A 25,936-nucleotide genomic window follows, 5' to 3' on the forward strand; every position below is an offset into this window, starting at 1 on the left:
GCGTGGAAGATCCATCCTCTTTGGCAGCGATTTTTTCTAAGCTTAAAATATCCGCTAACAAATAAACCAAAAAGCACAACAGTTTTTTGAGAAAAACAGGCAAATCAACTCGAATTGATCGTGCCTCATGTGCTATGCAAAATTCATTCTTTTTTCCTAAGTTCATAATAAACGAGCTTTATCCCAGGGCTTTTATAAGCGCAGACTTTCCTCAGAGGACAGCTTTTGCAATTGAGATCGCATCCTCTCTTCAGCTCTCTCTCGACAATAACTCCTTTTATGACCAGAATATCGAGAGCTCTCTTGAGAGCTTCTCTGTTTATTTTCAGCTCGCTCGCGAGCTCGTCAAGCGTTAATGCCTTTCCTTTCATCATTATGTCAATGACAGCATTCTCTATCGACGGTAGGCTATTCTTGGACAAGCTTGCGGCTTTCTCACTCATCCTGAGACCATCCGTTTGGACAACCCTTTCCGAATCTGATTGGTTTTTCTAGTTTTGAAAGGAGAGCTATTCTGCTCGGTCTGCTTTCGCTTCTTATAGGATAACCGGCAGCTCTGGAGAGCTTTTCTGCGAAAGCCATGACCTCTTCATGGGAAGGCATGTTATCTCTGCTCAGCCTCAGCATGCTTGCTCCAACGTACATATATGCTTTCGGTTCAATGTAAGTAGGCTGCATCAAATCAATGATTTTGCTGAAACCTTCGACCGCTTTCTCGTCCATGTTGATGCCCTTCATGAGAGTTATCCTGAGAACTGTGGGTCTGCCATACTCCGCCAATCCTTTGAGAGTCTTCATAGTCAGCTCCCACGCGTTTGGAACAAGGGGTTTGTTGAGCCATTCGTACATTTCTCTGCTGTAAGCTTCCATGCTTATGTAGAGCTGGGACGGCTTTTCCTGCATATTCAGAATGACGTCGGGCCTGACACCCCTAGTCACGAGAAAGGTTGTCAGACCTCTGCGGTGAAACTCCTTGATGAGGTCCTCGAGTTTGCTGTAGAGAGTGGGCTCCCCTGTGAGGCTGATCGCTACGTGCTTGGGATCCATCGCCTCCTCATACATCTTCCGGTCAACATTTTGGTGGACTTTGTATCCGCTCAGCAGTCTTCTCTGACCTTCAATTATCCTGTCAACTAAGGAAGGTATGTCATCGTTAAATTCAGGCATTCGAGTTTCATTCCAATTAACACCAGCATCCTGCGGCCTCAGCCTCCAGCAGTGGATGCAGGCATTCCAGCACCAGAATGCAGCGGGGGACATCTGAATGCATCTGTGGCTTTCAATTCCATAGAACTTGCACTTATAGCAGAATCTCCTCTGCGTAAGAGCATTTCTAGTCCAGCTGCATGTTTTTAAGACTGTATGCTGGTCTGCGAAGTAGTATCCCTGCTTCTTCATTACATCGATGAGCGCCTGTAGGTTTTCCTTCTCTACATTCACAGTTTCCTTCCACCTTCAGACCTTCTCTTATAAAAAATGTAAATCAAAACTAATAAAATAATAGCCAATACAGCGATGTAGTCAATTATTCTAGCATATCCTTCAACGATTGACCAGTTCTCTCCCAACAGATAACCGGCGTATGCCAGCATGAAATTCCAGGGAATAGAGCCGAGCAGTGTATAAAGTACAAATTTCAGCTCATCCATCTTCGCTATCCCAGCCGGAAGAGAGATCACTGTCCTCACTGCTGGTAGCATCCTTCCAGCAAAGACAATCGCTGCACCATATTTCGAAAAAAGCCTCTGCGCTCTTTCAATATCATTCCTACTGATCAGGATGTACTTTCCATATTTACTGAGCAAGGATAAGCCGGGACCGCTGCCTATTTTATAAAGAATGATAGAACCGGCAAGGTTACCCAGCGTTCCTGCAGCAACCGCGAGCGTAAGGCTCATTTTTCCGCTGGATGCGAGGAATCCTGAGAACGTCATGACGATTTCGCTAGGAATCGGGATAAGGGCGCTCTCGAGCGTCATGAGGACGAATATCCCGATATATCCAATTTTCTCGACCAGCTCAAGCGAATAGTTCACAACTTCTTCTGTCACTGAGCTTCCCGTTCTTATTTGGAGAACATAAATCGCTAATAAGGAAGCTACTAACAAAAAAAGAACAGAGAGGTAAACTGCAGCGCTTTTATCTATTTTCAAGAACGCTTCCCCTGTTATGCCTGTACTATCCTCTTTACAAGCTGGCAACGCTGTGCAGCAGAGATCATGGAAACACCTTTGGGGATGTAGACTTCGTCTGCTATCTTTATAGCTTTAATCTTCTCTCTGAAAATCTCATCGGTCACGTCATCTGCAAATACAACTTTCCTCACGTTTATTATTATTATTGGCTTGTCAGCCTTCTGGAGGTCGGAGTAGCTCAGCTTGATCTCTCCTATATCTCTCAGTATAATGTTGGATGAAGCCGTAGGGATCGTTGCTCTGAGAGATGTCACCGTTTTGTCAGTGATCTTCTGAAATGTATCCAGCCCTTCATCCAGCACTGCTAGGAACTCCCTCATAGCTTCATTGAATATGCTTCCCACTGTGGTATTGAGCTCCTTGGCCTTTTTCGAAATGCTTTCATAGAGATTTTTATCTATCCCCCTTATTGTGACAGATACTTTCTCGCTTTTTTCTTCACTCTTCTCTTCATTCTTCTCTCCATTTTCTTCGGTCGTCTTTATCACCATTGTAATACATGTAATACAAAAGCTTTTATACTTATCTCAATAATATTCGATGTAACTGATTTCCATTTTTCAAGAAAATAATGGTGATACGTTAATTGAAGACCGCAAAGGGGAAAGAGAAGGAAATTCTCGAAGGGAGCATCGCGAAAGTTCTAATGATACTCGCAGTTCCACTGATGATTTCCGATCTCTCGGAAGTCCTGTACAACCTGGCGGACACGCTCTGGCTGAGCTGGCTGGGCCCAGCACAAGTGGCAGCTCCAACAGTCTCCTGGCCTCCAATATATGTTCTCCTTTCTTTCGGGAACGGGGTCATCTCTGTTGGCTATGCGACCATAACGAAATCTTGGGGAAGAGGTGATAAAGAGGATGCGAAGAAGAATTCGGGAGCTCTCCTCTCCTTCTCCATATTATTTTCCCTTGCGATTTCAGCTCTATCGCTGCTCTTCAGCGCTAACATTCTGAGAATAATGGGAATACCTCCCGATGTATTTCCCTATGCCCTAATTTACTTCAGGATCATGCTCGCAGCAACTCCTCTTGCCTACATTTCCATCGCATTCTCAACGATAACTTCGTCGCTGGGGGATGCTACCCTCTCAATGAAAATAGGGCTTATCTCTTCAATTTTGAACGTCGTTCTCGACCCCCTCTTCATATTTGGGCTAGCAGGATTTCCGAAATGGGGGGTGATGGGCGCGGCTTTTGCTACAATGCTTGCCAGAGCTACCTCCGCAGGATACAGTTTATTCCTCATGTTCTGGAGATATGAAAAAATGACCCTATCTTTTGAGCACTTCAAAATTTCGCTTGAATGGATAAAAACAGCAGTTAAAGTCGGCTTCCCCCTTGGAGTCCACAGGGCTTCAAATTCGCTTGGACAAACTGTTTTGGTTTCTTTCGTCTCAATCTACGGCTCCTATGCCCTTGCTGCTTATGGGATAGCGATGAGAATCATAGACTTGGTTCAAACTTACACTTCGGGGCTTGGAAGGTCTACAGCTATAGTAGTTGGAATGAATTTGGGAAAGGGGAACAGAGAGAGAGTTGAAAAAGCATCTTCTGTTTCTCTCAGCCTAATGTTCGTGACCCTAGCAGCGCTTGCTCTGTTAGTCGGAGCTTCAAGGGAATACCTCATGAGATTATTCTCGGGAGATGCTAGCGTTGTTGATCTGGGATCTTCTTTGCTCCTATATTCTGCAATTTCTCTTCCATTCTTTGGGTTATTTTTTTCAGCATATGGAATTGCAAACGGCTCCGGAAAGACCTACTTTTTTGGGATCCTTTCTGTTCTGAGGACTTGGGTCTTCCGCATAGGGTTAATAGCTCTGCTAATTTTTCTATACGATATACCAGTTGAAATTATATGGATTATTCTTGCGGCTAGCAACATTGTATCCGGGATAATAGGGGCCGCATGGGTCATGAAAAAAAGATGGCTATTGTAGTAAAAAAATCATTTCTTCGTTTTCTTGAGCTTTTCTGCTTCGGCTTTGCTCAGTATGCGATAGACGGTTATGCCTGTTAGTGGGCTCTTTCCTCTCACAGCCAGTCTGCCATTTTTCAGTGTGACTATCTCAGGGTTTGTTAGCTTCACTTTCTTCTTTGCCTTCACGTCAAATGCTTCGTAACTCATTTGTGTTCGCCCTATATCTTCCTACTATTAATACATATATATATTTTTTGTTTCGTTTTAATTCTGTATCTATTGTACGACAAAAATGAATTATATGAATAGAAAATTATTATATATTTGTATTTCATATTAAAATTAATATTAAACAAAAGTTTTTTAATCGAGGCTATTAAGAAAGGTTGCCAGGTGATTTCGCTGTGAGAATAGTGGTAATCGGTGGCGGGGCGGCCGGTGCATCAGCAGCTTCAAGGGCAAAAAAGCTCAATCCAAAAGCAGAAGTTTTTCTTATAGAAAGGACTTACATGATAACCCATGGCCCGTGCGGGATCCCCTACTTCATAGAAGGTCTGGTGGGAAGCAAAGATGATCTCATCACATATACTCCCGAAGAGTTTGAAAAAGAGAGAGGGATAAAAGTTCTGGTAAATTCCGAAGTTACCGATATAGATGTTTCAGGAAGATTTGTAAGCATCGAAAAAAAGGACGGTGTGACAGAAAAAATCCAGTGGGATAAGCTGATAATCTCCACAGGGGCGGTTCCGGCTATTCCAAAAATAGCCGGCATCGGTTTGGAAAATGTGGTCTCAATAAGACATCCAGCTGAAGCAGATAAGGTAAAGGAAGCGGTGAGCAAAGCTAAAAGGGTAGCGATTGTCGGGGGAGGCTATATAGGGCTGGAGCTTTCCGAAGCAGTCAAGCAGTTGGGAAAAAGCGTTGTGCTGATAGAGATGACGGATCAACTACTTCCAGGAAGCATAGACCAGGACGTCTCTAAAATCATAGAGGATGAAATGCTGAAGAGGGGGATCGAGCTGAAGAAGAGGAGCAAGGTAGTCGAATTGAGGGGCAAAGGCAGTGTTGAGAGAGTGGTGACGGAGAGCGAAGAAATTGAGGCCGAAGCGGTCATATTAGCTACAGGAGTAAAGCCCGATACCTCATTAGCGAAGAGGGCTGGAATAAAATTGGGATCCACAGGAGCCGTTGAAACCAACGAATATATGGAAACCAATATTGAGGGAGTTTACGCGGCTGGAGATGTTGCTGAAAAGTATCACAAGATAAAGAAGGAGAGAGTGTGGATTCCTCTAGCTCCTTCAGCCAACAAGGAGGGGCAAGTAGCTGGGGCAAATGCTGCTCTTGGAAGAACCCTCAGCTTTCCAGGGATCGTTGGAACGGCTGTAACTAAATTCTTCGACCTTTATATAGGAAGAACTGGAATTAATTCAAATGAAGCTGAAAAGTACGGATACAAACCGGTTTCAAAGCTAGTGAAAACTAGGACTTCAGCTCATTACTATCCTCGAGGCGGATATGTTTACATAAAGCTCATTGCGGATGAATTGAGCAGAAAGATAATCGGGGCTCAAATTGTTGGGAATGATATTGCCGTGGCTGGATATACAGACATAGCAAGCATAGCCATCGAAAGAGGCATGACGATAGAGGACCTTTACTTCTCAGATCTGGGATATATGCCTGCCACTTCTCCGGTTTGGCACCCGCTCATAGTGGCTGCCAGGGTGCTGTCTGGGGGAAAACTATAATTTTTATGTATATATTTCCTTTCTTTTGTAACTCGATCATTATAGATATTGTAGTAAAACTTAAATATAAATTAAAAAAACTCTATTAATGGAAAAAAATCAAAAGGGAGATAAAAATGAGCGAAGAAAGCGTTGAACTGAAGCTGCCGAGTGGAAAAGAGTTAACGCTCTATGATCTGGTGAAGTTCTGCTATAACTTTTCAGAGACAGATCTTGAAATACTATTCAAGCTTCTGAATAAAAGGATGACTCTCGATGATTTGAGTCAAGAACTGGGGCTGAGCAAAGCAACAGTGAGCAGGGGTTTGAATAATTTGCTTGGATTAGGGTTCGTGGTTAGGAATAGAGAAGTGAGTTCTAAGAATATAGGAAGGCCCAGATACAGCTACTACACCACCAAGGAAATAATCGAATCGAGATTAATGAAGGATATCGAGAAGTGCGCAAACGTTATAAGAGAATTCATCACGAAAGTCCTCGAGAAAAGAGCAACAATCCAAATTTAAACTGATAGTAATATCCAAACGTAAGCAATACGAATATCTCGATTTTCAACCGGTGCAGTTTGGAGTCACAAATTCTTAGTCACGCTGACCACCTCTCCCAGCCCTGAAAAGCGAGGCTTTCAGTTGTAACTAGGAACATAACAAAACAATTTTAGTCTGGAATGATGTAAAGAAATTATGGGGTGAAAATTATGTCTTCTAGGAGAAAGAGCAGAAGATTTTTCGATATCTTTGACGAGTTTTTCAGAGAAATAGAAGAAGAGTTTGAAGAGCTTTTCAGACAGGATTTCGAGCATATTGAGAAAATGTCTAAAGATATGAAGAGGACTCCACTAGTATACGGGTTCAGACTTACCATTGGTCCAGACGGTGTTCCTCACTTCGAAGAATTCGGCAATGTGAAGCGAACTGGATTGAGGCCAAAAATCTCTGAAGAGCGGGAACCTCTTGTTGATATCTTTGAAAGCGGAAACACTCTCACCGTAATCGCTGAGCTACCCGGAGTGGAAAAAGATAAGATAGATGTTAACGTTCAGGACAATAAACTGATAATTAGGGCCAGCAACGGCGAAAGGAAGTACTACAAAGAGGTAGAGCTGCCAAAGCCTGTGAAAAAAGAAACAGCAAAAGCTCAGTATAAAAACGGCGTGCTGGAAATAAAATTTGAGCTGGAAGAGAAGAAGGGAGAAGAAGGGCATAAAATAAAGGTCGAATAATTATCGGAGCGGATTTTGCATCAGATTGAATATTAGCTCTCTCAAGAGATCGCTTCTGGTTGTATATCCTTTTTTCACCGCAAGTTCATCAAGCCTATTCAGTATATTCAATTCAAGCTTGAATGTTACTGTTTTTGTGGCTTTAATTGGAAGGAGGTTTCCATTAGCATTTTTTATTTTATCCGGATCATCAAGGACAGAAGTTACCAAAGCCCTCAAATAATCGCTTCTCGAAGAGAAACCTCCTGCTCTCCATACGGCTTCAATCCATTCGAACATTTCCTCGCTGATTTTCAGCGATACGACCTTCTTAGTTTTTATTTCTATCTCGATATTCGTACCAGCATGACCATCATCATCCAACCTATTTTTCATTGAGCTAGTCGCCCTCCATCGAAAGGTAGCACCGGAGGAATAAAAAACACTCGCTTTCCTTTTTGCGAAGTTAAACTTTTTAACGTTTCAGAAGAAAAATCTAGAGATTTCGCCGATTGAGAAAAAAGACTTTTTTTATTGGAATTTCAATAGCCAGATTGTAATACGGTGTATATAATGAAATACACCTATAACGAAGAAAAGATGGATTGTCCTATATGCGGGAAAAAGGGAGCATTCGTACTGAGAAGCTTGGTTTACGAAGTTCCTCCATATGGGAAAACAGTTTTAATAAGCGGCAAATGCCAGAGCTGCGGCTACAGGTTCACGTTCACTACTCCATATGAGGTAAAGAGGGGAAGAGTGATAGAGTTCAAAGTAGAGCATCCAAGCGACCTCAATACTCTTCTATATGTGGGAGAGAACACAGACATAGAGATACCAGAATTCGACTTTCAGTTCCTCTCCAGCGAGTATGAGCCCGGATTCGTGACTACAGTAGAGGGGTTGCTGGTCAAAATAAAGGAAAGGCTTGAGCCTATTTGCGAAGATGAAAGGTGCCTTAACTATATTGAGAAGCTGAATTTAGGTATTAGAGGAGATTTGAAATTCACTGTTAAGCTCATTGATAAATATGGAAGAAGCGAGATTTTTTCGGATAGAATAGCTCTGAAAGACCTACAAGAATAGATAGAATAGATAATATTGCAATTTTTTGAGTGGGAGAAATATTTATCAAGAAGGTTTGGCCTCATTGAAGCACTCAAAAGTCTTTAATCTCTAACGGTAAGCTTGCGATGATCGTTTTTCGATTTCCGCAGATTTATAAGGTATAATGTACCATTTACAGAATAATCCCCCGAATTCACGGTGAGATTAAACATGGTTGAAGCGATCGATTATGAAACCTTTGCTAAGCTTGACATAAGGATTGGTTCGATAAAATCAGCTGAAAGGGTCAGCGGAAGTAATAAGTTACTCAGACTTATAGTTGACTTAGGAGAACTCGGAGAGAGGCAGATAATCGCAGGTATTGGTGAGGTCTACTCTCCAGAACAATTAATTGGAAAGAAGCTACCCATACTGACAAATATAAAGCCGAAAAAAATCATGGGTTTGGTCAGTCAGGGCATGATACTTGCAGCTGGATGCGAAGAGGGGGGAAAGCCCGTTATTCTTCTCCCTGAAAGAGATGTTGCTCCTGGTTCAAAGATCTGCTGAAAGCGAAATCAATGGTGAAGACCTCTGGTCAGTGAGATGCCTGGAGAAGTTCTGAGTCAGTCTGGGAAAGAAAAAGGCGAAAGGCGTGATGGTGAGCTAATTAGGATTGAAAATGTCCACAAGATATACAAGCAGGGAGAGATAGAGTTCCCTGCTTTGAATGGGGTATCATTGAAAATAAGCCAGAGGGAGCTCATTGCCATAATGGGTCCATCGGGCTCAGGAAAATCTACGCTTCTTAACATACTTGGTCTGCTGGACAGGCCTACTAAAGGAAAAGTCTTCATAGAGGGGATTGAAGCTTCTAAGCTCAGCGACAGAGAGTTGGCAGATATTAGAAACAAAAAAATTGGATTCGTTTTTCAATCGTTCAACCTCATCAATAGATTGACCGTGTATGAGAACATAGAACTCCCCCTGCTTGTGAGGGGTTTGAGAAAAGAAATTAGAAGAAAACTTGTAGAATCAGCTTTACTCAGGGCAGGAGGAGATCTTTCATGGCTGCCGAAGAAACCCAATCAGCTCTCGGGTGGACAGCAGCAGAGGGTTGCAATAGCAAGAGCCCTTGTGACTTCACCGAAAATTATCTTGGCAGATGAACCAACCGGAAATTTAGACAGAAACTCGGGAAGATTTGTAATAGAGCAGTTTTTGAAGCTCAACGAGCAGGGACAGACGATAGTTATTGTTACTCACGACCCTGAAGTTGCCAACTGTACCAAGAAGATAATTTATATCCGGAATGGCCAAATAGTAGGAGAAGAAAGCAACATTAATTACAGCAAATGCATACTCAATACCGCGTGAAATTTAAAGTGAAGGGTGAGGTGTTAAAGATTGAAGAAGTGGATTTTCATTGCCGTGCTGGCTGCTTTGAGCCTTACAGCTTTTCTGCATGCAGATGCCCAGTCTCCGGCAGATGTTTCGCTTCAATCCGTCAACTTCAAGTCTCAGCAAAATTATAACGTGTATCCAGGCTCTTCAAACGCAGTTCTCAGAGTAGACTTTCTATTTAACGTAAATGCCACAAATCCTTCTGCGAAGCTTACAGATTTACCGGCAGGCTTTTCTCCCTCCAGTGGATACACCACTGTATCTGGGGCCAGAGATTTGTATGGAGACAGCGCAAAAAACGTAACTAGCGGCGAGACTGTATATTTCGAGTTCTACTTGAACGTAGATAAGAGCGTTGCTCCTGGAACCTATTACGCAACAATTGCAGTAAGCTATATCAGTTCAGATGGTGCCTACATAACAGATTATTTCACTATCCCGCTTCAAATTTCCGAATACCCTACCCCGCAGATAACCGTCGTCTCTACTAGCTGGAGCCCCGCCGGATACCCCGGGACATACAGGACATCAATTCAAGTTACAATAGAAAATGATGGAGACAGCGCTATATCTTCGGCAACAGTCAACATCACTCTTCCAAACGGAATATCGACCGACAGTCCTCAGCAGCAGATAGGAGCACTATCAATCGGAAGCAGAACCACAATAACATTCAGTCAGGTAGATATAAGCGAGAGCGTAGATCCTGGAAGCTATACTGCTTTGTTATATTTTAATGCTGCAGCAACGACGAAGGACGGCGTTTCCTACAATGCATCTTTCAGCTTGAGTTTCAACATCAGCATAGATCCAGTGCCCTCTAAATACAGCGAGCTTAAAATCAGTTCTGCCTACTGGGGGGATGTAAGGCCTGGGCCGGTATACAGCAACTCTCTCTATGCGCAACTGAACTTAGTTTTTGTAAATGATGGAGAGTATGCAATTAGCTCAATCGAAGCCAATGTAACTTCTCCATATCTAATTCCGATACAGGCGAGCTCTGTTTACTATGGTTCTCTGGCAGGTGGGGCTTCAACCACCCTCAGCTATTATGTATCAATAAACTCTTCTAGTGCCTCCCTTCAGGAGATATCTTTTGTCACCCAAGTAAAGTACAGAATCGATCTGGGAGGTGGGAGCTATCTCATTGTGAAGGATCTTCTGCCTTACAATGTCTATATTGAAAGATACCCTCTTGCCTCCAACGGGAGCGCTGTAGGGATAGCTTCTTGGGGCTGGTACAACGGCTATTCGGTCTTTCCAGAAACAGAGAATGCTGTATTGGTCGTCTCAGTAGTCAACAAAATGCCTTTCTCGATCTCAGGTGCCAACTTCTCGCTTATACTTCCGCCTGGCTTTTCTGTTGATTCATCCACCCGTGTTATTTTTGCCGGAAGCGCAATACCTGCCTACGGTTCCTTTTCAATGCAGTTCAAAGTGAACGTTGGGAGTGTATCTCCTGGGAACTACACCGCATTCCTCACAGTTGAAGGGGTAGTCAACAGCGGGGGGCCGGGATACAGAATAGAAGAAGTTCTGCCTTTCAGTCTCGCTGTCAATGATCCCTCTAATGCTGTGGAAGCAATAGAGTGGGGCTGGAAAGAAGGGAGTGCTGACATATTATCTTACGGAGCCAACTACTTTATAATCATCAGGAATTTGAAGTTTGATGCTGTGAACAATCCGATCCTTTACCTTGAACTTCCTAATGGCATAACCTTCTCTTCGACGAATCTTTCGAGGGGAGGGGTAACCCCTGCTTCTCAACAGGTGAGTTCTCAGGTTGTCCCCATTCAAACAATTCAAGAGTACATCCAGCAGATATCTCAGAGTTCTTATCAAGCAGGAGGAGGCGTCGCTGCATCCTATCAAAAGGGAAGCAGCATCTACTTCGCATTTCCCTTGAATATAATGCTTAACTCCACCGGAACTCTATACGCCAATGCATCGCTTTCGTTTACAGATGCTTGGGGAACCATGAGAAAAGTGAATTTCACGATTCCAATCCAAGTTTATGGAACGGTGAGCTATATAGACGTGAAGATATTAGGCAAACTCGATATAAGAAACAGGTATACCAATTTAACTGTTGAAGTTGCCAACAATGGAACTTCTCCAGCATACAACGTATACTTGACTCTGTCTCCCCCCTCGTCCCTTCTCTCATCTCAAGCTTCAAATTCGATCCTCATAGCCTCTCCATCGACAATATATATTCCAGCAATAGGTGCCAAAGAAGCAATTTCGATTCCTGTAATGTTTGTATATAATCCATTTGGCATTCAGTCATATGGAGGGGGTAGCACCTTAATTAACTACGGAGTAGTTCCACTGCAGGTTTCTGTGCAGTACAGGGATCCTGGGGGGCAGCAGCACAGCTTCAGTAACCAAATAGCAATAGCCGTTGAGCCGTTCATTGAACTCTCTCTCACACAAATGGCATCATCTCTCACCAACGGTACTTTGAAGATAAACGGCATGTTGATAAACTACGGAAGCCAGACAGCCTACAGAGTGAATATAGTCGCTCTTGTTGATAACACTTCATACTCATATTTCATCGGAGATGTGGACCCAGGATCGCAGAGCGCATTTAGCATACAGGTCTCTGTACCTCAGGAAAAGAAAAGCGTGAACGTAACGTTGGAGATCAGCTACTACAACAGCTACAACGAACTCAACAAAAGAGAGGAAGCTTTTCAAGTGTTCTCTTCCCAACCTGCTACAGCTTCAACAACCTCGCCCCAGCAGCAGCTCAGCATACTCAACCTGACAGAAGTGAAGATCGCTGTTGCCATGGTAGGGATATTCCTTCTGTTTGCTGCTGTCCTGATATACAGAATGTATTCTTCGCACGCCAAGAAGCTTAAAGAGAAGAAAGAAGAATGAGCTCTTTGAGCTCTTTTTTATCATTCATGGGAATATCTTTCAAAATGGCCTTCAAGACACTGGGCCAGCGTAAGATAAGAAGCATCCTAACTGTTCTGGGAATACTGATAGGGCCTGCGGTCATTATTACTATAGGAGCGGTGGTAGGCGGATATTCTCAATACATAGTAAATCAAGTAACCAGTCTTGGGCAGAATAATGTAATGATAACACCTTCTTCAAGCTATACACTAACTAATGATGACCTCAACTACATAAAATCCCTCCCGAACGTTGACGAAGCTCAGCCGTATTATCTCCTTCAAGCAGTAGTGAAAAGAGGGGACAAGGATGTTCAGATTTACATATACTGCACAGATGTCGATTTCATCATAAAGTCCATCGGTGGAATAAAGATCCAAGAGGGGAGTGCCCCGTCAAGCAGCGATATTTTGGGAGCACTGATAGGTTATAAAGTAGCATATGATAGCACCGGGAATCTTCACTACGGCATTGGAGATATCGTCCCCATCAAATACTTTTCATCTGTAAGCAAAGGCGTTCCGCAGTACAAGACGACAAATGTCATCGTCAGAGGAATAATAGCTGAATATGGAGGTGCTCTCTTCTTCAGCCCAGATCAGACGATCTTCATGCCTCTCGATTCTGGACAGAGAATTTTCGGTTTGAAGGATTGGTCGGGAATTTTGGTGAGGATGTCTGATCCCTCATATGTCAAAGACTTCGTGAATGCTGTAAAAAATTCTTATGGAGATAAGGTTTCTGTGATATCCTTCAGCGCCATAGCAGACATAGTCACCAGCATAACTGCTGCCGTTAGCTATGTCAACTATGTAGCGTCCCTCTCTGCCATAGCAGTGGCCATAGCAGGAACAACGGCAACCATGGTTACTTCAGTTATAGAGAGGACAAGAGAAATAGGTGTGATGAAGGCTATAGGCTACACAAACGGCAGAGTTGTGATCATTGTCCTCAGCGAATCTCTGCTCATGAGCTTGATCGCAGCCATCTCTGGAAGCGTCCTCGGTGTCGCTGGGGCGCTTTATCTCGGGAGAAGTGGAATGGTGATAAATGCTGGCACATCTTCTGTTGTCCTCTCGGCATCTCCGCTGTTCACTCCTAATCTGTTTCTGAATGCAATTTTCCTAACTGTTATGGTTGGTATACTGGGCGGGCTTCTTCCTGCATATATGGCAGTAAAGATACCTCCAGCAGTGGCTCTGAGATATGAGTAAGCAAAGCTAATAGCGACGATTGCTTACCTCCAAACCGATAAACCGCTCGAAGGGGATTTTCGCCCTTCAGGGCGGAGAGGAGGTCAGTTATTGAATTCCGTCACTGAAAAGAGATAGGATGCGTTGCGGCCCTCGATTGGAAATTTTGTTTCCGTAAAAAGAATGAAGATAGAAATGAGTTCTCTATATAGAATTGTGGAATTCAGCGATGATGAATAGGAGTTCGGAGTGAAAGATTGTTGAGAGCGAGAGAAATTGACAGCTTTCTGGCTATCTTGCATGGAGTGTGCTAGCCAAAAAAGCTCCCTGCTGTTTGATGGAGGGGGAGATTACTCATTCTCCAGTTCTCTGTTCAGGAACTTGAGCAGGTCTCTGTCGGTCAGCAGGCCATTTTTCCCATTTTGGTCTTTAATGAGAAGTGCTCCCATTCTCTCAGCTGCCAACAACGATGCAGCTTCACCGACGTTGTAGCTGCAGTCCAAAATCCACGGATTTTCGGATATGACTTTCACCTTATCTTCAATTGGACCACGGCTTCCTCTCAGGATCTCTCTGATGGATTTTTCCGATGTAATGTGGTAAAGAGCTTTCAAAAGGGAAGCTACTCCGTAGATTGAACTGTCCTCCGTAACCAAAATGTGCTTTATCCCGTAGGAAAGCATTATTCCGACTGCTGCTATAATCTCTTCATCTGATTCGATTGATATGACATCCCAGGTAGCAAGCTCGCAGACGCTGGTAGGGGTCATGCTGTGAACTGCCCTTGCCAGATTCTTCTCTTCAATTGCCCCCAGAATTTCGCCGTTAGCACCGACAATTGGCAGAAAGCCTATGTTCCTCTCCATCATAATCTTCACTGCCTCTTTCAATGAAAACTCCGGTGTTATGAAAATCGGGGGAGTGCTGGAGTAAATTTTCGCGGGGCTTTCAAGAACTTTTCCGAGAGAGCCAAGCTCAATGAGTTCGATTCCTTCCTCCCCTTCTATGAATATGGCCTTTGCGGCATCCCTAATGCTCAGCACGCCCCACAAGCTGCCTGCCTCATCAGTGAGTATGGCGTGATATCTGTTTCTCCTCAGCATTTCCCTAAGAACGCTCAGAAGGCTTTCGTTATATTCGGCTATTACAGGTCTTCTATCTGCTAAATGCAGAACCAATTATCGCACCTGAATCTTTCTTATCGAAATGGTGGGATTTATTAATTATCCTCTCATGAAGCTATATTCTCTCTGGGGCTTCTATACCGAGTATGTTGAGGGAGTTGAGAAGCACCGTCCTGACAGCAGATACAATGTTCAGTTTCATGTCCTGACAGCTCTTTTCTTCGTCTCCGAGCACAGGAACAGAATCGTACCATTTGTTGAATAGTTGGGACAGCTCTCCCAAGTAAGATACCAAGAGCTCTGGCTTCAGCTCTTTCGATGATTTGTAAATAATGTAGGGGAAGGCAGACGCTTTCCTGACCAATTTCCATGTGAGCAGTTCGATTTCCTGACAATTTGCTCCGCTGCTCACCTCAAATTTTCCTGCCCTGCGTAAAAGGCTGCTGGCACGGGCATATGTGTACTGCAGATATGGTCCGGAGTTTTTCTCGAAGTTTATCATATCCTCCAGCCTGATTGTCATTGGCTTATCAGCAGAAATGCTTACCATGAAGTGCCTTATAGCTCCCCTTCCAACCATCATCGAAATCTTCTTCGCCTCCTCTTCGCTCATCTCCCTGTTTCTTTTCTTCAGCTCAAGTGAAGCTATTTCTTCAGCCCTCTGAAGGAGTTCATCCAGCGTCACATATCTCCCCCTCCTCCCGCTCATTTTGAATCCCTGAAGGTTGACCATTTCATAAGAGTAGTGGATGAGCCTTCTCGCATAATCTTGATAACCGAGCGCATAAAGGGCAAGCCTTATTTGAGCCTGCGGTAGCATCTGTTCTTTCCCAACAACGTTTATTACATAGTCCGCTTTTGATTCCCTGAACTTCTTTATTGAATACGCTATATCCCTCGTCGTGTAGAGAGTTGTCCCGTCGCTCCTCTTGAGGACCAGCGGTGGGATTTCCATTTCTCTTGGAATCTTGAGAAGGTTTCTTATATCATCTGTCAATATAGGGGAGAAGTCAAGCCCCTCTGAACCCTTTGCCAGGGAAAATAAGCTAGAATTTCTAGCTTTTTTCAGGATTTCATCTACAGATCCGTCCCATATCAAATCGCTCTCCCAATCCCACTTGTCAAATGATATGTTCATCTTCGAAAGAGTCTGCTTGAACCCTTCAAGGACCTTCTCCACTATAGCGCGATATTTTTCCACAACCGCTCTGTCTCCTCTTTCATACTCGAGGGAGATTTTAGCAATCTTTGATTCGGGATCTTCGTCCGAAAGTATCTTGCTTGAAAGGATATCGAAGATTTCCTGCGCTTCTTCCCTCAATCTAATCAGCTCACTGAGAATCTCGTCCTGCCTTGCCAACAGCTCTCTGTACTTTTCATCGTCGGCTGCCTTGAGCTCTTTTTTCACGGCATTCAGCTCTATCAACAGATTGGTCATCGCATAGACTTTTCCAATCCAGTGATCGATTTTTATCCCCTTTGATAGCTCTTCGATTCTCTCCATGTTATCCTCAATTAAGCTCGAGAGACCGTAGATTAAAACCGCTACCTGCCTTCCAACATCGTCAATATAGAATCTGGTCTCAACATCAGTTCCATAGAACCTCAAGAGCCTTGCGAGAGTATCCCCGAGGCAGCTGTTCCTGCCGTGTCCGAGGTGAAGAGGGTGAACTGGATTAGCGCTTGTGTGCTCCACCAGAATCTTCAATTTTTTTCCGTGCCTGCCGTAAGACGAACTAAATTTCATATATTCGTTCAAGAATTCTCTTATGTACATAGGTCTGTTGAACTTTATGTTGAGATAGCCTGAAGCTATCGAGGCTTCTGTTTCAATTTTCAATTCATTACTTAAAATGCTCTTGACTTCTTCAGCGAATTCCTCGTACTTTTTTTCCTTGGATTTTTCTCTGAACAGTGGGTATGAAAGGTCAGCGTCGATGCTTTCAGGAGGTTCCGTAATCAAGAACTCTCTATCGATTTGAGCATCAGGAAATGCTGAAGCGAGGGCTTTTTTCAGCGAAGCAATACCCTTTATATATAAGTATTCGGAAGATGGGGTCAGTTCCTCTATAATCATATCTGTATACCTTCGAGCTTTTTGGTGTAGCTTGTTTATAAAAACGAGCGCTCTTATTTGTTTTTCCTGAAAGAAAAACTAGAAGCTGTCTTCTCCGAATGATGCTTCCTGGCCCTCCGATCTCCTCGATACCTTAAACAGCTTATTGTGGTGTACTATTATTCCCTTATCCGTTATCTCCATGGGATGTCTGCGCATGTCGTGAGCAGTTCCTCTCATTTTCCATATTATAAGCGATCTGTAAAGCTGTCCTTCTATTTCATCGAGGTCCAATCTGACGATCCCGTCAACCGCGTGCTCTACGCCGGGCCCGCCGAATCCTCTCTCTGTAACGCTGACCTGGGAGACGAGCAAGCTGGTAGTGCCTGTTCCAGCGAGAACCCTTTTTATGAGAAGCAGTGTGCTTCGAGCGATCGCCGGTTTTGAGAGATATAGTGTGGATACTGAGTCAATGATCACTCTCTTCGCGTTCACGTCTTTTATGGCCGTGCGCAGCACATCAACGAGCTCACCAACATCGTCTACGGATTTTACTACATATCTCTCCCTCTTAGCTGCTTCTCCGATCCCTGAAGTGAATGCGTCAACGAGAGCGAACTTTCCCTCATCCTCATATTTCCTCACATCCCAGCCGAATGACAGCATGGCTCTTCTGACCTGAACTGGATGCTCCTCCAATGTAACGAGAACGCCTGGCTCTCCAATCGTAAGGCCGTAGTAAAGGTATTGCTGGGAAAATATGGTTTTTCCGGTTCCAGGACCTCCTGTTATCAGCACGACGTTTTTATCAGGGATCCCGCCGTAAAGCAGCTCATCGAACCCGGGAATGCCAGTCTTCACTTTTTTTATAACGGATGACATTTTTATGCACCAAAATAATATATTGAATGAGCTCAGTATTAAATTTTAAAAACTGCCTCCTTTCCTCCGGCATTATAGCAGTATCTTCACTCTAGCTGCAACCTGTCTTGAGGCAGAAGGAAATTTTCTGCTCGACCTCTGCCACGCATTTCTTTCCTAGATAGAAAAGATGCCCCCTAGACCTCACGTCAGTCGAACCGAAATTTTCGATCACCGGCACTCCAAGGCGAACCAGGCACTCAGATATCACAGGCTCTTTACCTCTGACGTCGCAACACTCCCAAATTATTTTGATCGGTTTGACGGTTGGAAGAGATGTGAGATAATCGATGTGCCATCTTTTTCTGCTCTTGCTTCTATTGAGGTGCCGTGATACTCTCTGCGCTACCCCCTTCTTGAGAAATGAAGAACCTAGATAGGCATAGCACCCTCCTTCAAAGGAAATAATTCCCAATTTTCCTACTTCGATCCTGACCAATTCGGTGAGTAAGAAGATAAAAAGGTAGTATCCTTTGCAGGTTGTATTTTTTCCTTCCAATTCCGTAGCTTCACCTGCTAAGCTATTCGCTCGAGCACCTGACAGCTCTTGTCTCATAGTTCATCAACTTGTTTATGGCCAATTGAATGGCATAGAGGGTGCTGCTCATCCTGTTGAGGATCGAAAGAACAAGCTTCTCTTCTCCTATAGGCTCTTTCCTTTCCTTCAAATCAATTAACCTTCTTTCGGCTCTTCTCACAAGAGACCTGGCTAAGCTTACTGCGGCAGCTGCTGGGTGACCTCCATTGAGAGTAAAGATGTTTCCTACAAAGTGCGAATATTCATCGGCTATGCTTTCAAGCCTATGCAGATCTCCTTCATTAACGCAGTTTTTACCTGAAACCGTAAAGCCAACTCTGAACAGCAGGTTTTGAATCCAATCGAGCTGATTTTTAATTTTTTCAAGCTCATTTGGAAGAAGAGCTGATGCTAGGCCGAGAGCTGATTCTGTTTCATCCAAACTTCCTACAAACTCTATGAATGGGTGGTTTTTAGGTATATAGTCGAAGTATTTCAGGCAAAATGTGTTTCCCGCATCCCCCTTTTTCGTGTAAAATTTCATCGGATCCTACCTAAAAACGATCAGGTAGGAGTATGTTTAAATAGATTTTTACCTGTATAGAGCGTATCGTTTTTCCCTGCGTGATATTTACTATTTTTTGAGTAGATACTTTTTTATTATAAAATAAGCCAGAGCACGATCGGGAGTGCCCGAATGAAGAAGATAACCTTCACCGAAGCTCTGATGATAGGAATTGGAGGCATGTTCGGTCTAGCTATCTTTGTTTTCCCGGGTACCACAGGGAAAATGATAGATGGCTGGGATATCATTGCTTGGCCTCTGACCGGGCTTCTCATGCTAACTGTTGGAATGATCTATTCTGAGCTTTCCAGCGCCTACAAAGTTGATGGAGGTCCCGTTCTCTACATAAGGCTGGTACTAGGAAAAACCCTGATTTCTGACCTTCTATCCTTCATAGCTAACGCAGGCTTCTATGTTGGATGGACTATCGCTATAGTGATTGGGGCGATTACAGCTCCGCAGTACCTCGCATATGCTTTTCCAATGCTTTCTAGCATTTCCTCGATCCTCCCTCCAATTTTGATAATCTCTTTGTATGCCATATCGATTTCCGGCTTCAAGAGAAGCAGCAGAACCAATTTCTTCCTCACTTTGATTCTTCTAGCATTCTCTTTGGTATATTCGGCGACAGCCTTATCGAGGGGCAGCCTCTCTAATGCATTTCCATCTGTTGGCATTAATATGAAGACGTTTCTATCATCGATAGGAATAATAATCGGGGCCTACGGAGCTTGGGTTGGAATACCGAGCCTATACAATGAAATAGAGAACCCCGGCAAAACCGTTCCAAAAGCTGTCGCTGCTTCAATAGCTTTCACTGCCGGAGTGTATACGCTACTGGTTTTATCTATTCATGCTGTGATACCTTACAGCAACTTTCTCGCTTCTCCTCAGGCGCAGCTTTCACCCTTTTCATACGCTCTCGATATAATCGGGGGAAGCATCTATCTCAAAGTTATCTTCTCATTGGCGGTCTTTCTTGCGATATCCACAACTATATTAGTTGGAATAATGAGCTTGGGCGCATCAATTTCCGCGTCTTCGCAATACGGAGTGCTTCCTGCCAAGATAGCAGCTCTAGATAAGAAGCTGGGAGGGAGCTATCCATTTTCGGCATTGGTTTCCGTTATTCCATCTTTGTTCCTATCGACATTTCCTCAGTACTTCTTCCAGCTTTTTGTAATTGGCCTTGTAGTGGGAACAGATCTCCCCTACTTAATAAATATAACATCGTATATCGTTTTCAAGTTGAAGAAAGGCGACAGGCTTGCTGATTTCAGGGCTCCCTTTGGTACAGCTCTCGCAATTTCTGCTTTCTTCTTGATAGGAATTTCAGCCCTCAACTTGTCAATGTACGAACTCAAATGGAGCCTTCTAACTATAACACTCTTGATTATCGTTTTCTTGCTTGCCAGACTGGCGGTATCATTGAAAACAAGCGGGAGGTCGGATGCTCAACAGCGAAGCTAAAAATCTATTCATAGAAAGAAGGAAGAGATGCCAGCTTATTTCTTCTACAACTGGCATAAAGCTTATAACCCATACATACGTTAAAAGTTGCTTGATGCCGCGGTAGTATAGCCTGGCCTAGTATGCGGGCCTGTCGAGCCCGTGACCCGGGTTCAAATCCCGGCCGCGGCGCTCATTAATGCCGCCGAGTTCTCGGAAAATCATTTTAACTTAAAGGTTCTTTCTGCAGGAAGTAGGAGAGTTAAAAATGAACGATCTTCCGAGATTCATTGGAGTAGTGCATCTTCCGAGGCTCCCTTCATCTCATTCCAGGGCTCCGAATTCTCCCAATGACATAGCCGAGTTCGCGTTAAACGAAGCTAAAATTCTGGAAGAAGCAGGATTCGATGGTGCAATTCTGGAAAACTATGGGGATACGCCTTACCTGAAAATCGTCAATGATCCTCTCACAATTTCCACTTTTGCTGTGGCAGTTAGAGAGGTCGTGAGAGGAACTGGCCTGAAAGTCGGAGTAAATTTGCTGAGAAATTCCGGCTTCGAAGCATATTCCATAGCCGTAGCAGGAGGAGCAAGCTTCATAAGAGTAAATGCGCTCAGTGAAACGATAATCTCTGATAGTGGAATCATAGAACCAGAAGCTGCTAGGCTCAGGGATCTGAGAAGCAACTATCCAGCAGTAAAGGTCATGGCTGACGTCCTTGTGAAGCATGCCGGGAGCATGTATTACCTGGCATTGAGGTATCAAGGAATCGACAGAAAAATCGATCTCGAAGAAGTCGTGAAGGATGTGATTCTCGATACAGTAGAGAGAGGAGGAGCTGATGCTGTAATTGTAACAGGTCCGAGAACTGGTGAGCCTCCAGAGAAGGATTTGCTGATTCTCATTAAGAAATTCTCTAGCGTCCCCGTATATGTTGGAAGCGGGACTACTCCCCAGAACGTTAATGACCTGCTGGAGAATGCGGATGGCATAATAGTTGGCTCCTATCTGAAGAGAGACGGCAGAGCCGGAAACCCGGTCGAAATGAGGAGAGCCGAAGAGTTCATGAGAGCGGTCAGAGGTTCAAAGAAATGAAAATAGGAGTTATAGGCCATGCGCTCGTTGATTACGAATATGTTGTTGAGAGATTGCCGGCTGCTGACGATGAGTCGAGGATCATAAGCAGCTACCGCTTTCCAGGCGGCTCTGCTCTCAATACAGCAGTAGGGATAAAGAGGCTGAACCATGAACCGCTGCTAGTTGCCAACGTTGGCCGCGATAAGAGGGGATCCTTCCTTCTCAATTTTGTCAGAAGAAATGGGCTGAGCACAGACGGATTGAAGATAGTAGATGGACATTCAGGATATTGCATCGTCATCAGAAGCAAGTCCGGCGAAGTCAGCTTAATAAGCAGACTGAATGTCGCTGAACCACTGAACCTTGATGAAGCGAGGCTGGAGAAATTGAGGCGGGCTGAGCATATTCACATTACTTCATTGACTCCCAAAGCTGCTGGGAAATCTCTCAGAGCTTTAGCGGAAGAAGGATGTGCAAAAAGCTATTCGTGGGACGTTGGGAGGATCACGGCAGGAGAAGATTCAGCTCAAATACTGGAAATATTGAAATTGGTTGACCTTGCATTCCTCAGCGAGAGAGAGGCGAAGAAGCTTGGAGGTGGCGGCAACCCGGAAGATACGGCGGAGAGATTGAGTGAAAGCTCTGCAGGGGTGATAATCCTCAAGAAAAAGAGGGGGGCCGCAGCTTTTCATAGAGGGAAGAAGGTTTCAGAAGTTGAAGTTGCGAAATACTTTCCACTGGTAGATTCGCTTGGAGCCGGAGATGCTTTCGCTGCATCATTTCTTGTAAGCTATCTTGAGAGCAAAGACATCGCAAAATCTCTGGCCAAGGCTTCCGTCTACGCTTCAATAAAAATAGGAAAAAAAGGGGGAAGCAGCATGCCAAGCATATCAGAATTCGAAAAAGTTTGGAATGAAGTCGGAAAAGAAGTTCATTATTATTAAATTTGGTGCAGAAATCAGCGGTCTTTCTTTACGGCTCTCTCCACCTGCTTCTGTACATCGATATCTCCAAGAACGCAATTGTCTCGATGATAAGAATTGCCCAAAGAACCGCTTCTGGGAGAGGAAGCAAATCTATCAGGCCGGAATGGTAGTGGAACAGCGCTGCCGCTGTGCTCGTAGGAATAAACATTGATATGCCCGCTACCCAGTGCGGCAAAATTGTTGATGGATAATAGACCGGAGGTATAACAGATATAGCAAATGAAAGGATCCCTGACAGAGGCCAGACAAACCTTGGCTCCTTAACAAACGTCGCAAGTGAGAACGACAGGCCAGAAAGAGATAGTAGGGAAAGCAGTGATGCAAAGAGGTATATCAGCAGATTGCCAAGATTCAGTATTTTGTAATATACCATGAGAACTATGAAGATCCCTATTCCAGGTATTGAGAAGAACAGTCCGCTCAGCATAAGTCCGAACATATAGGAAACAGGTCTCATCGGGCTTGCTACCATCATATCCTGGAATTTCACCTCTCTTTTGTAAAATACTGTGTCTCCCATCAGCCCGATGGCGTTTGAAGCAATGGTCATTACCAGTCCTCCAACCAAAGCAAACAGCAGCATGTCAGGTCTTGCATAGAGCCTCATGAGTATCAGAAACGAAGTTGGAGGAACGAGATTGCTTATCAACCACAGCGGATTTCTTCTGGCTGCCACAACTCCGTTTAGCCATCCGAGAGCATATGCGGCCCTTATCTGCGCTAATATTCTTCTCCAATTAACTTCCATTTTTCCTCACCAACCGATTTCAAGAACACGTCTTCCAGGTTAGTAATGCTCGCAACTGCTCTGCAACCCTTCGAGTTTAGTTCGCTCACTGCTTTTTCAAAGTCATCGTTCAAATATATGATGTAGGGAGGAATGCTTCCGTGGACATCTCCGTATTTGGTCATTAAATCCATGCAGCATTCATCTAGGACCTCGATCTTTCTCTTCCATTTGAAATCTTCGATGAGCTTTTTTGGTTCTCCCTCAACTATTTTCTGCCCATTATGGATGATTATTACCTTGTCGCTCAGCTTTTCTGCTTCGTCCATGTAATGGGTTGTCAAAAGTATGGTCTTATCCTTCTTTTTCAACAAGGAGATTTTGCCCCAGAGGTCCCTCCTAGCAATGGGATCCAGGCCGATTGTTGGTTCATCGAGCAGAATCAGCTCAGCATCAGTTGCCAATACTACAGCTAGAAGCAACCTTCTTTGGTAACCGCCGCTGAGGTCCCAAGAGGCCCGATTCATCTGCTCCTCGGTAAAGTCCAGCTCTTCGAGAACCTCTTTGGATAGCCTTCTAGCTTCGCTGAACGAGTATCCACGCATAGCGAGAACGGAAGTTACATATTCGATTGGAGAAGGAAAAAGAAGCGGTTTAGCATCCTGGGGTATGACTGCTATTCTCTCCCGCACTTCATAAGGTTGGCTGACAGCATCGTACCCCAACACTTCTATTTTTCCCTTAGTTGGAAGGAGCTGCGTTGCTGCAATTCTTAAGAACGTGGTTTTTCCGGCACCATTTCTTCCTAGAAGAGTGGTTATTTTATTCCTTTCTATTTCCACTGAAAAGTCCTTAAGAGCTGCAACCTGGCTGCCGTTGTTGTAGATCTTCCACAGAGATTCGGCAGATATCGCTTTTTTATCCAAAAAATGTCACCTCATTTGAAGCTAAGCCAAAAATTGTTTCGAGAAGAAAGCTTAATATTGATTAGCTAATATCGAAAGCATGCTCCGAGAGGAGATGAAGATGGGAATTTCTGAATATTCAGATACTGAATTTTTCTCACAAATGCAAGAAGTTGGAAAACGTCTCATCCTTCGGAGCAGACATCAAAAATGACCTTCTTTCCAATAGTGGCGATTAAGCAGTAAAAAGTCCCCCCGCCGGGCATCGAACCCGGGACCTGCCGGTATCGGCGAGGCCATGGGGGGCCGTCTCACTACAGCCGGCCGCTCTACCGCTGAGCTACGGGGGGAAGCCTCAACACAAGGCTTGCGGTACAATTATTTCTTAATTAAAAGACCTTTTTTGCTTTTCGCTTTGCTAAAAGACCTTTTCGCGAATTTGTTTAAAATCACTATGAGATAGAGAAATAATGTGTTTATCCTTTCGATGGCTCAAACCAATTTTAGGGCTTTTGAGCCCAACAACTCAGCTAAAAGTGTATGGGAAATAGACGCAGGTATCACTTTCGCTTGGAAGAAGACCAATTGTCAATTAATTGCGGATTAATTACCTGTTTCTCCCTATCTATCTTTTCCTCCAATTCTTCCAGAGACAGTTCTAAGTTAACCGTTCTTTCCTCCAGCGCTTTGATCATGGAGGCATGAATTCTGCCCTGACGTTCATAGTGCTTTTTCATGTCCTCGATAGCTTTTTCAATCTTGGACAGCCTTTCATTGAGTTCATTGAATTTTTCGGTTTCCACGGCACCCGATGAAATCGAACCTGATTTCGCCATTTTAACTCCATTTTTGATCAAGATTTTAATCAAGTCGGTAACCTGAATTCCGTAAATCTCAGCTGCTTCTTTCAGTTCGTCGTAGAGCTTATCTGGCAGAGAAAGATGTACTGTAGGCATTAGTCTTTTCCCTTCAAGAAAAATACTGAAATATGAATATATAATAGATACTCTTATAGTCTTTTTGTTGTAAGTATAAGATGGTAATACCACGACCGAGATGCTAATAATCAAAAAACAGATAATAGATTTAAATGAAGGGACCAACTGATGACGCTAAAAATAATCACGTTTAAAATCGATGAAGAGCTTTTGGAGAGAATAGACCTGCTGGCCCAAGAGACGGGTACAAACAGGAGCGATATCATTAGGAAGGCTATAATTCTCTATGTGAATAAAATGGAGAAGGAAGCCATGACGAAGAAGCCGAGGATCAGGATAATCAAAGACAACGAATAAAAAATTATAGGTTATTCAAATTTCAGCATCTTTGAATAGAAGCACCTTCATCGGCTCCTCCGGTTTTCCCTTATCACACAGACTGAACGGTTCCTCTGTCCTGAGTATTTCGGCTTTGGCGAACTTCAGGAAATCGCTCAACGGAGATATGGGGAGATTCATTCCCTTCCTCCAGTAATGCATGGGAACCAAGTATCTTGGGTTTATTCTCCTACCTATTTCCCAAGCTTCAGATGGACCTACAGTGAAATATCCACCCACGGGTATGAAAAGGACATCGATTCTGTCGCTTCCCAGCCAAGAGTAATAGTCTTCTTTGGGCTTGACACCTAGATCCCCTACATGCAGCAGCTTATAACCTTCTACTTCAATCAAGTAAGTGGAGACGTAGCCTCTCTTCTTACCTCCTTCGGGATCATGCGGTTGCTTTTTCCCTCTAACAAGGATTTTCTCTCCATTTAAGAGAATCTCCCTCTCCCCTTCAAACATGCTAATAACAACTGATCCCTCCTTGCTAACCTGCTCCTTGGCATTGTGATCGAAGTGCTCATGTGTAATGAGAATCAGGTCGCCTTTGGCATTGATGGGCTTAAGCCCTATGCTGTATCCGTCATGGGGGTCGATTATTATTGAGTTCTTATCTGTTCTAATCTCGAAGGCTGCATGACCATGATAGAATATTTTAAGGCAAC

28 protein-coding genes and 2 tRNA genes are annotated in these 25,936 nt (G+C 43.9%); 14 read left to right on the top strand and 16 right to left on the bottom strand.

Annotation, left to right across the window (positions count from 1 at the left end; translation table 11 throughout):
* Positions 1–143: 143 nt before the first annotated feature.
* The 4 genes from ACLGLO_RS07480 to ACLGLO_RS07495 all read right to left on the bottom strand — a co-directional run bounded on the left by ACLGLO_RS07480 (position 144) and on the right by ACLGLO_RS07495 (position 2,686).
* A complete protein-coding gene (locus ACLGLO_RS07480; RefSeq protein ID WP_492128265.1) occupies positions 144–422 on the bottom strand; it encodes a FeoC-like transcriptional regulator in 279 nt (92 codons plus the stop codon).
* Between the two features lie 13 nt (positions 423–435).
* Positions 436–1,440, bottom strand: coding sequence for a 4-demethylwyosine synthase TYW1 (gene twy1, locus ACLGLO_RS07485; protein ID WP_492128266.1), 1,005 nt, complete (start codon positions 1,438–1,440; stop codon positions 436–438).
* Positions 1,437–2,051, bottom strand: a complete 615-nt coding sequence (locus ACLGLO_RS07490) for a DedA family protein (protein ID WP_492128267.1) — start codon at positions 2,049–2,051, stop codon at positions 1,437–1,439. Before ACLGLO_RS07490 ends, twy1 begins: the two co-directional genes overlap by 4 nt.
* Before the next feature lie 116 nt (positions 2,052–2,167).
* Complete coding sequence (locus tag ACLGLO_RS07495; RefSeq protein WP_492128268.1) at positions 2,168–2,686, bottom strand: hypothetical protein; 519 nt, start codon at positions 2,684–2,686, stop codon at positions 2,168–2,170.
* 95 nt (positions 2,687–2,781) lie between these two features.
* Between ACLGLO_RS07495 and ACLGLO_RS07500 the strand changes: the two genes are divergently transcribed.
* Complete coding sequence (locus ACLGLO_RS07500) at positions 2,782–4,134, top strand: MATE family efflux transporter (protein ID WP_492128269.1); 1,353 nt, start codon at positions 2,782–2,784, stop codon at positions 4,132–4,134.
* A gap of 8 nt (positions 4,135–4,142) precedes the next feature.
* On the opposite strand, the gene ACLGLO_RS07505 is transcribed toward ACLGLO_RS07500, so the two are convergent.
* Entirely contained in the window at positions 4,143–4,322 is a 180-nt protein-coding gene (locus ACLGLO_RS07505; protein WP_492128270.1) for a DUF5679 domain-containing protein, read from the bottom strand.
* Between the two features lie 197 nt (positions 4,323–4,519).
* Here ACLGLO_RS07505 and ACLGLO_RS07510 point away from each other — a divergent pair, with 197 nt between their 5' ends.
* The 3 genes from ACLGLO_RS07510 (at position 4,520) to hsp20 (ending at position 7,088) form a co-directional block, all read left to right on the top strand.
* Positions 4,520–5,866, top strand: coding sequence for an FAD-dependent oxidoreductase (locus ACLGLO_RS07510; protein WP_492128271.1), 1,347 nt, complete (start codon positions 4,520–4,522; stop codon positions 5,864–5,866).
* A gap of 116 nt (positions 5,867–5,982) precedes the next feature.
* Complete coding sequence (lrs14, locus tag ACLGLO_RS07515) at positions 5,983–6,372, top strand: Lrs14 family HTH-type transcriptional regulator (protein WP_492128272.1); 390 nt, start codon at positions 5,983–5,985, stop codon at positions 6,370–6,372.
* Positions 6,373–6,563: 191 nt separating this feature from the next.
* Positions 6,564–7,088, top strand: coding sequence for an archaeal heat shock protein Hsp20 (hsp20, locus tag ACLGLO_RS07520; protein ID WP_492128273.1), 525 nt, complete (start codon positions 6,564–6,566; stop codon positions 7,086–7,088).
* Here the strand turns inward: hsp20 and ACLGLO_RS07525 are convergent, their stop codons facing one another.
* A complete protein-coding gene (locus tag ACLGLO_RS07525) occupies positions 7,089–7,451 on the bottom strand; it encodes a ribbon-helix-helix domain-containing protein (RefSeq protein ID WP_492128274.1) in 363 nt (120 codons plus the stop codon). It lies immediately after the preceding gene.
* A gap of 216 nt (positions 7,452–7,667) precedes the next feature.
* On the opposite strand from ACLGLO_RS07525, the gene ACLGLO_RS07530 reads away from it, so the two are divergent.
* The 5 genes from ACLGLO_RS07530 (at position 7,668) to ACLGLO_RS07550 (ending at position 13,642) form a co-directional block, all read left to right on the top strand.
* On the top strand, positions 7,668–8,153 hold the full coding sequence (locus ACLGLO_RS07530; RefSeq protein ID WP_492128275.1) for a hypothetical protein: 486 nt from the start codon (positions 7,668–7,670) through the stop codon (positions 8,151–8,153).
* Between the two features lie 192 nt (positions 8,154–8,345).
* Positions 8,346–8,684, top strand: coding sequence for a methionine--tRNA ligase subunit beta (gene metG, locus ACLGLO_RS07535; protein WP_492128276.1), 339 nt, complete (start codon positions 8,346–8,348; stop codon positions 8,682–8,684).
* 36 nt (positions 8,685–8,720) lie between these two features.
* Complete coding sequence (locus tag ACLGLO_RS07540; RefSeq protein WP_492128277.1) at positions 8,721–9,491, top strand: ABC transporter ATP-binding protein; 771 nt, start codon at positions 8,721–8,723, stop codon at positions 9,489–9,491.
* Between the two features lie 30 nt (positions 9,492–9,521).
* Positions 9,522–12,407 carry a COG1361 S-layer family protein gene (locus tag ACLGLO_RS07545; RefSeq protein ID WP_492128278.1) on the top strand — a complete coding sequence of 962 codons (2,886 nt, stop codon included), beginning with the start codon at positions 9,522–9,524 and terminating at the stop codon, positions 12,405–12,407.
* A 44-nt stretch (positions 12,408–12,451) separates the two neighbouring features.
* Positions 12,452–13,642, top strand: a complete 1,191-nt coding sequence (locus ACLGLO_RS07550) for an ABC transporter permease (protein ID WP_492128279.1) — start codon at positions 12,452–12,454, stop codon at positions 13,640–13,642.
* 329 nt (positions 13,643–13,971) lie between these two features.
* Here ACLGLO_RS07550 and ACLGLO_RS07555 read toward each other — a convergent pair whose 3' ends face one another.
* The 5 genes from ACLGLO_RS07555 to ACLGLO_RS07575 all read right to left on the bottom strand — a co-directional run bounded on the left by ACLGLO_RS07555 (position 13,972) and on the right by ACLGLO_RS07575 (position 18,783).
* Positions 13,972–14,799, bottom strand: coding sequence for a CBS domain-containing protein (locus ACLGLO_RS07555; protein ID WP_492128280.1), 828 nt, complete (start codon positions 14,797–14,799; stop codon positions 13,972–13,974).
* A 61-nt stretch (positions 14,800–14,860) separates the two neighbouring features.
* The gene (locus tag ACLGLO_RS07560; protein ID WP_492128281.1) at positions 14,861–16,822 is read right to left on the bottom strand and encodes an arginine--tRNA ligase; all 1,962 of its coding nucleotides are present in this window, start codon (positions 16,820–16,822) and stop codon (positions 14,861–14,863) included.
* A gap of 78 nt (positions 16,823–16,900) precedes the next feature.
* Positions 16,901–17,683: a KaiC domain-containing protein gene (locus ACLGLO_RS07565; RefSeq protein ID WP_492128282.1), complete on the bottom strand. Its 783-nt coding sequence runs from the start codon at positions 17,681–17,683 to the stop codon at positions 16,901–16,903.
* A gap of 91 nt (positions 17,684–17,774) precedes the next feature.
* The gene (locus ACLGLO_RS07570) at positions 17,775–18,278 is read right to left on the bottom strand and encodes a GIY-YIG nuclease family protein (RefSeq protein WP_492128283.1); all 504 of its coding nucleotides are present in this window, start codon (positions 18,276–18,278) and stop codon (positions 17,775–17,777) included.
* Positions 18,244–18,783 (bottom strand): cob(I)yrinic acid a,c-diamide adenosyltransferase, encoded by a 540-nt coding sequence (locus ACLGLO_RS07575; RefSeq protein ID WP_492128284.1) that lies wholly within the window; start codon positions 18,781–18,783, stop codon positions 18,244–18,246. Before ACLGLO_RS07575 ends, ACLGLO_RS07570 begins: the two co-directional genes overlap by 35 nt.
* A gap of 153 nt (positions 18,784–18,936) precedes the next feature.
* On the opposite strand from ACLGLO_RS07575, the gene ACLGLO_RS07580 reads away from it, so the two are divergent.
* From ACLGLO_RS07580 to ACLGLO_RS07595, 4 genes are all read left to right on the top strand, one after another.
* Positions 18,937–20,274, top strand: a complete 1,338-nt coding sequence (locus ACLGLO_RS07580; protein ID WP_492128285.1) for an APC family permease — start codon at positions 18,937–18,939, stop codon at positions 20,272–20,274.
* 96 nt (positions 20,275–20,370) lie between these two features.
* A tRNA-Asp gene (locus ACLGLO_RS07585) sits at positions 20,371–20,445 on the top strand.
* Between the two features lie 76 nt (positions 20,446–20,521).
* Positions 20,522–21,349: a BtpA/SgcQ family protein gene (locus tag ACLGLO_RS07590; protein ID WP_492128286.1), complete on the top strand. Its 828-nt coding sequence runs from the start codon at positions 20,522–20,524 to the stop codon at positions 21,347–21,349.
* The gene (locus ACLGLO_RS07595; RefSeq protein ID WP_492128287.1) at positions 21,346–22,275 is read left to right on the top strand and encodes a carbohydrate kinase family protein; all 930 of its coding nucleotides are present in this window, start codon (positions 21,346–21,348) and stop codon (positions 22,273–22,275) included. The genes ACLGLO_RS07590 and ACLGLO_RS07595 overlap by 4 nt, the downstream gene beginning before the upstream one ends.
* A gap of 28 nt (positions 22,276–22,303) precedes the next feature.
* Here ACLGLO_RS07595 and ACLGLO_RS07600 read toward each other — a convergent pair whose 3' ends face one another.
* The 4 genes from ACLGLO_RS07600 to ACLGLO_RS07615 form a co-directional block, all read right to left on the bottom strand.
* Positions 22,304–23,065, bottom strand: coding sequence for a hypothetical protein (locus tag ACLGLO_RS07600; protein WP_492128288.1), 762 nt, complete (start codon positions 23,063–23,065; stop codon positions 22,304–22,306).
* Entirely contained in the window at positions 23,038–23,970 is a 933-nt protein-coding gene (locus tag ACLGLO_RS07605) for an ABC transporter ATP-binding protein (protein ID WP_492128289.1), read from the bottom strand. The genes ACLGLO_RS07600 and ACLGLO_RS07605 overlap by 28 nt, the downstream gene beginning before the upstream one ends.
* A gap of 229 nt (positions 23,971–24,199) precedes the next feature.
* Positions 24,200–24,299, bottom strand: a tRNA-Tyr gene (locus ACLGLO_RS07610).
* Between the two features lie 210 nt (positions 24,300–24,509).
* Positions 24,510–24,905 (bottom strand): hypothetical protein, encoded by a 396-nt coding sequence (locus tag ACLGLO_RS07615; protein ID WP_492128290.1) that lies wholly within the window; start codon positions 24,903–24,905, stop codon positions 24,510–24,512.
* Between the two features lie 150 nt (positions 24,906–25,055).
* On the opposite strand from ACLGLO_RS07615, the gene ccr1 reads away from it, so the two are divergent.
* The gene (gene ccr1 / locus ACLGLO_RS07620; RefSeq protein ID WP_492128291.1) at positions 25,056–25,244 is read left to right on the top strand and encodes an aCcr1 family cell cycle regulator; all 189 of its coding nucleotides are present in this window, start codon (positions 25,056–25,058) and stop codon (positions 25,242–25,244) included.
* Positions 25,245–25,259: 15 nt separating this feature from the next.
* Here ccr1 and ACLGLO_RS07625 read toward each other — a convergent pair whose 3' ends face one another.
* Positions 25,260–25,925 carry an MBL fold metallo-hydrolase gene (locus tag ACLGLO_RS07625; RefSeq protein WP_492129173.1) on the bottom strand — a complete coding sequence of 222 codons (666 nt, stop codon included), beginning with the start codon at positions 25,923–25,925 and terminating at the stop codon, positions 25,260–25,262.
* Positions 25,926–25,936 lie beyond the last annotated feature (11 nt).

It is taken from the genome of Fervidicoccus sp. SLHALR4, assembly GCF_058692745.1.